Below are 5002 nucleotides of genomic sequence, written 5' to 3'. Positions count from 1 at the left end.
CGCCTCACCGGCGAGAGCACCATCTCCTGGCGCGACCCCGCAAAGCACCATCAACCACAGATTCCGGGATGAAACAACGGGAGAAAACGACCTCTGAGCTTGTTCTTTATCTACCAGGACCTGCCAGGCTTCCCGATGGCCTTGAGGGTCTCGGGGCGTTTGACGGTCTTGCCGACGTCGTAGCGGGGTGCCCGGCGCTTGTTCTTGGCGCCGAGTGGCCGTCCGGGGCCGACGCCTCACGGTTTGGGAACACGGGTCGGGCAGGCGAGGTGAGCGCGGATGTTCCTGAACCCCCGGCGGACCCGGGCCGGAGTGAGCCGGTTGGGTGCGGCGGGTTTCTCCCAGGGTCGGCGGAGGTCTGCGGTGAGCGGCCGGGCGAGCCGGAGCTGGGTGTGAGCGACGATCAGGATCCAGGTCCAGCGGTCCGCGGCCTCGGGGGTACGGAGCTTCGGTGTGGTCCAGCCGAGAGTCTGCTTCGCGAAGCGGAAGGTGTGCTCCAGATCGAAGCGGCGGAGAAACGCTTGCCAGAAACGGTCCACGTCGTTCGGGGTGGCACCGGTCTTCGACGACCACAGCCACACTGGCGGAGCATCCCGTTCCTTCGACAGGTGCTCGACCTTCAGCCGGATCAACGTGCCCTCGCCCAAGGGTAGTTCACCGTCGTGGTCGAGCCAGGAGGAGCGGTGAGTCAGCCTTGGGTGGACCCGGTCCCATGCCTGGGTTTCGGCCTTGCCGTAGTTGGTGGTGTCGGTGACGGTGGTGATCGCGGGCTCGGGCCAGGTCTCCGGCTTGGTGAAGCGGAACTCCGGGCCGTGCTTGGGCGGCCGGCCGTTGGCACCGGGCGCCCTCGGTGGTTTCGGTAGACGCATGACACGGTCGGACCGGACCCTGCCGACCAGCTCGACGGGCAGGTCGCGCAGGACCCAGGCCAGGCGGGTGACGTCATATCCGGCGTCGCTGACGATCACGATGTGCGGGTCCCCTGCCTGCCACTGGCCCGCCGCAATGAGCCGCTCGACTACACCCCGGAGCTGGGCGGCGGTGATCGCGGTGGCGTCGTCCGCCGGGCCCAGCCGGACCGCGTCCAGGATCGCGGTCCATGATGTGGCGCCCGGCTCCAGCACGGCGACGAACGAGTAGGGCCAGCCCGGGATGAACTGCGAGGCTGTCTTCGCGCGGCCGTAGACGTGGCAGAACAGGCGCTCTGCCGAGCACGGCGCGTCCGACCGAAGCCACGGCGACACATCGACCGCCAGGACGAGGCGGCCGCCGTCGAAACGCGGCAGCGACACCCCGGCCAGCACCGTCCGCAGCCGATTGACGTCGATCCGGCCGTGGTTCAAGCCGCCGTACATCGCTCCGTGCCCACGACGATGCTCAGGCAACAACGTCAGGTCCACCGGAGATTTCACCGCACCGTCCGCGCACAGCACCGCGTCCATCAGCTCGAACAACTCATCGCGCCGGGCGGTCAGACACTCGTAGAACTCGCCCCGGAAGCGTGACGCTTCAGCGAACGCTTCCCTCCGGACAGCATCTGGCAGCAGACTCACCCTCACGGCCTTCGCCTTGGTCACGTGCACCTTGGTCGGAGCACATGATCAGACGAATGCCGTTCCTGCGTCCGGTGATTGTCGGGCTTACGATCAAGTTCGACGGCCGTTCGAGGCCCACATGGGGGCGCAATGTCAGAGATCGCTCAGTGGCTCAAGGACTGGCATGCCGCACATGAACACGAGCTTCACTCTCGTGGGATCAGCTCTGCGGTGAAGCAGCCCGTCCCAGGAACCCCGTCCCGAGGGCGGCCGAAGGCCACAGCAGTGAGCCTCACACTAAAATCAGACGAGCGCACGGGGATGGTGTTCCTCTGGGAATCGGGTGCCACTTCACTGCTCTTCATCGACTCCGGAACCGAGCACACCTGGCAGGACCATTCGGTGCTCACCTCCGAGAACGACCTGCCACAGATCCTGGCGCCCCTCGTAAAACTAGTCGAAGCAGCTACCGACAGTAGTTAAAGAACAAGCTGAGCTTGTCATTTAACGGTCGGCGTCGAACCGCCCCTCCTGCCGGTATGTCAGTCCCAGGCGTTGAAGAGGACTCCGCCCAACGTGGTGATGCCATAGAAGCGGACCTCACGCCATTCACCCTGCGTGAGCACTGAGGTGTCCACGCCGGAGAGGGGTGTGGCGAGTCGTTCGCTGCTCAGGACCGTGAAGCCCACGTTGGCGAAGGCGTGAGCCCACGGCGGCTGCGCGAGGAAGTCCTCTCCGTACCAGTCCCGCCGTTCGTTGGCGAAGGCTATCCAGGGGTAGTGAGCGTGGCATAGGACAACGGTCTCGCCTTCGCGTCCAACGACCGTTGCGGTGTGGAAGGTCCGGGGGTACACCCGTTCCTCCACCTCACCTACTTCGCCTCCAGCGACGCGAGCAGCGGCATACAGAGCGGCGCGGAACGCCTTCAGTTCAGTCTCGGGAAGCGGGCCGTCCTCCGGCCGGTAGAAACCTGTCGCCCCCCGCGGCAGCGTGAAGCCGTCGTTCCCCTCGTTGACCATGCCGCTCATTCTGCCTGGTGCGAGGCATATCAGTGTTCAGAGGTCTTGAGCTGGCAGTTCATGCTGCGCGTCGCGGTTTACTGATCGTTTCAAAATGAGGCTCGGAGGCGACGGAGGCATATGAGGCTGCAGGCCAGTTCGAGCAGGCCCTGATGGAGGTCAGCGCGCCTCTCGTAGCGGGTGCGGAGTTGTTTGAACTGGTGCAGCCAGGCGAATGCGCGCTCGACCACCCACCGCACCTTCCCCAGCCCGGATCCGTGAGCGATGCCGCGTCGGGCGATCAACGGTTTGATGCCGCGCTTCGACAGCAGGCGGCGGTACTTGTCGAAGTCGTAGCCCCGGTCCGCGTACAGGCGCCGGGGCTTGCGTCGGGGACGTCCACGCAGGCCCCGGATCGGCGGGAGGGCGTCCAACAGCGGCAGGAGCTGAGTGACGTCATGACGGTTGCCGCCGGTAAGGGTTACGGCGAGCGGGGTTTCGTGTCGGTCGACGATCAGGTGGTGCTTGGAGCCGGGGCGAGCGCGGTCGACAGGCGAGGCGCCGACATGATCCCCCCTTTGAGGGCCCGGACATGCGAGCCGTCCACGGCACAGTCATCCAGATCCAGCAGGCCGACTCGGCGCAGTTCGCTCAGCAGGAAGGCATGCAGGCGGGGACATCACGCCACGCGACACCGGTCCGCATGACCAGCGTGTTTATGAGCTTGCAAGGTTTCGTCAAGCGCTGAACTGCATCGTGATGTCCGCGATCCGCACCGGCACGCCGTCCCTCGCGAGCTGCTGCGAACAGGCGCCGGTCCGGACAGCAGACCGTCCAGAAACAGATAGAGGGGTACGTATATGGGTCTTCGTGCATCAGCCGCCCGTGGCAGCACTGCAGCGATCGGCGTTCTGGCAGCCGCCGCGCTCGGACTGAGCGCGTCACCGGCCTCGGCGAAAGTCTCAGACGGATACGTGCGCGGATACGACACCTATGTTGGCGACTGGGGCGATGAAGGGGTCATCTCAGCTGGGGAATTCCCAGTTTCCAATGCCACCTGCTTGTGGCAGCACATCTTGGTGGCCGAAAGCGTCGCTAAGGGGAACGGGAGCATTTTCACCGTCCATGACATCGATGGCCACTTCGGACCGAACACGACCTACGCGACCAGGCGCCTGCAGGTGAAATGGGGACTGGCCGACTCCTTCAGCGAGGCCGACGGCCGGGTCGGCCCCAACACCTTTGGCAGGGCCGACGACGAGCTGGTGAAGACAGGCGGCTCCACTGCCCGCGGCGAGGTGCTGGAACTCCGCTACCCCAGCGGTGGCAGCTACAACGTCCTCATCCGTCGCAGTGCCCTCGGCATCTACACCTTCAAGGGCCGGGACGGGAACTGGCATTCTGCCAGCTACCCCAAGGCGGGAGCCAGTACCTCCTGCGACTGAGGCCCTGCACATCAGAGCCTGTTAGAGGGCGGTTCGTCAGTTGATGTCTGTTCTCACTGCCGTTGATGTGACCTGATATCGAGGTTGCCGTGCTTCGTTGTTGTACAGCAGGATCGGGCCATGTCCCAGTCAGTAGGACCGCACACTGCTGACCCGTGTCCTCGGTGCTTCGTCGAAGCATTCCGTCCGGGCGTTCCAATGACTGTTGAGGGTTGCGATGTGGTCGGCTACCTCTGCGAGCAGTGCACGAATGTGTGGAACCGGCCGGTCGAGGGCGATTTGGAGGTCTACGACAGCGTCAGGGTGGATCTCCCCAGCGCCACGCTCTACGGCACCGTTTGGCAGGTGGAAGAAGACCGTGTCCAGGTACGCGTCTCGGGTGGTCAGCGGCTGCTTTGGGCCGAGCGTTGGCGATTCATCCTCTACTGACCGACAGTCGACGCCATGAGCCGGGTATGCCGGGACAGGGCTGCCGGTCGCAGGGTGACTACGGCTTCGTGGTGAAGCTGCCGGCTTCCGCTTCGGTGAGAATGTTGAGCTTGACGAGGCGCTTGAGCTTGGCGCGGATGCCTTCGATGTTCCTCGGCAGTTGTTCGTGGCCGAGGGCTACGCAGACTTCACGGGCCCGGAGAGGGCGGCCGACCGGTAGCCGGACGCCGCCGCAATGCCTCAGCCCCGCCCTGCTCCCACAGGCGTTTCCACCGGCGCACACTCTCGGGATGCATCCCCACTGCCCGGGCGACCTCGGACGAAGGACGTCTCTGCTCGAACAACTCGGCCGCGCGCATGCGACGAGCCTCGGCCAACTGCGGCCGTGTCAACGGCAGAACGGAGACATCAGCAACAGCATCCTGCGGCTTGGAAGACACACCATCATGCTCACACTGCCGAAGCCCCCACCGCCACAGAACTAACGAAAAACTCAGTACTGAGTTTTTCGTTAGTTCTGTGGTGGTGAGGGGTGAATGATCAGGCCGGTGTGGGTGAGGAAGGACCACGGGAGTTGCTCGCTGGAGCAGACGCG

4 protein-coding genes and 2 pseudogenes are annotated in these 5002 nt (G+C 64.8%); 2 read left to right on the top strand and 4 right to left on the bottom strand.

Annotated elements, in window-relative coordinates:
- Window positions 1-110: 110 nt before the first annotated feature.
- The 3 genes and pseudogenes from KUM38_RS09765 to KUM38_RS09755 form a co-directional block, all read right to left on the bottom strand.
- Window positions 111-1553 (bottom strand): annotated as a pseudogene (locus KUM38_RS09765) (NF041680 family putative transposase).
- A gap of 524 nt (window positions 1554-2077) precedes the next feature.
- On the bottom strand, window positions 2078-2554 hold the full coding sequence (locus KUM38_RS09760; RefSeq protein WP_308408936.1) for a hypothetical protein: 477 nt from the start codon (window positions 2552-2554) through the stop codon (window positions 2078-2080).
- 89 nt (window positions 2555-2643) lie between these two features.
- Window positions 2644-3209 (bottom strand): annotated as a pseudogene (locus tag KUM38_RS09755) (IS5 family transposase); the annotation flags it as partial.
- 184 nt (window positions 3210-3393) lie between these two features.
- On the opposite strand from KUM38_RS09755, the gene KUM38_RS09750 reads away from it, so the two are divergent.
- Both KUM38_RS09750 and KUM38_RS09745 read left to right on the top strand, forming a co-directional pair.
- Complete coding sequence (locus KUM38_RS09750) at window positions 3394-3978, top strand: peptidoglycan-binding protein (RefSeq protein ID WP_217128903.1); 585 nt, start codon at window positions 3394-3396, stop codon at window positions 3976-3978.
- A gap of 219 nt (window positions 3979-4197) precedes the next feature.
- Window positions 4198-4407 (top strand): hypothetical protein, encoded by a 210-nt coding sequence (locus KUM38_RS09745; RefSeq protein ID WP_254396955.1) that lies wholly within the window; start codon window positions 4198-4200, stop codon window positions 4405-4407.
- Between the two features lie 188 nt (window positions 4408-4595).
- Here the strand turns inward: KUM38_RS09745 and KUM38_RS43545 are convergent, their stop codons facing one another.
- The gene (locus KUM38_RS43545) at window positions 4596-4847 is read right to left on the bottom strand and encodes a helix-turn-helix domain-containing protein (RefSeq protein ID WP_217128901.1); all 252 of its coding nucleotides are present in this window, start codon (window positions 4845-4847) and stop codon (window positions 4596-4598) included.
- Window positions 4848-5002: the final 155 nt, after the last annotated feature.

Origin of the sequence: Streptomyces sp. AC558_RSS880 (genome assembly GCF_019049255.1) — a bacterium.
Lineage (GTDB): Bacteria > Actinomycetota > Actinomycetes > Streptomycetales > Streptomycetaceae > Streptomyces.
This window is presented reverse-complemented; position numbering and strand designations above follow the sequence as displayed.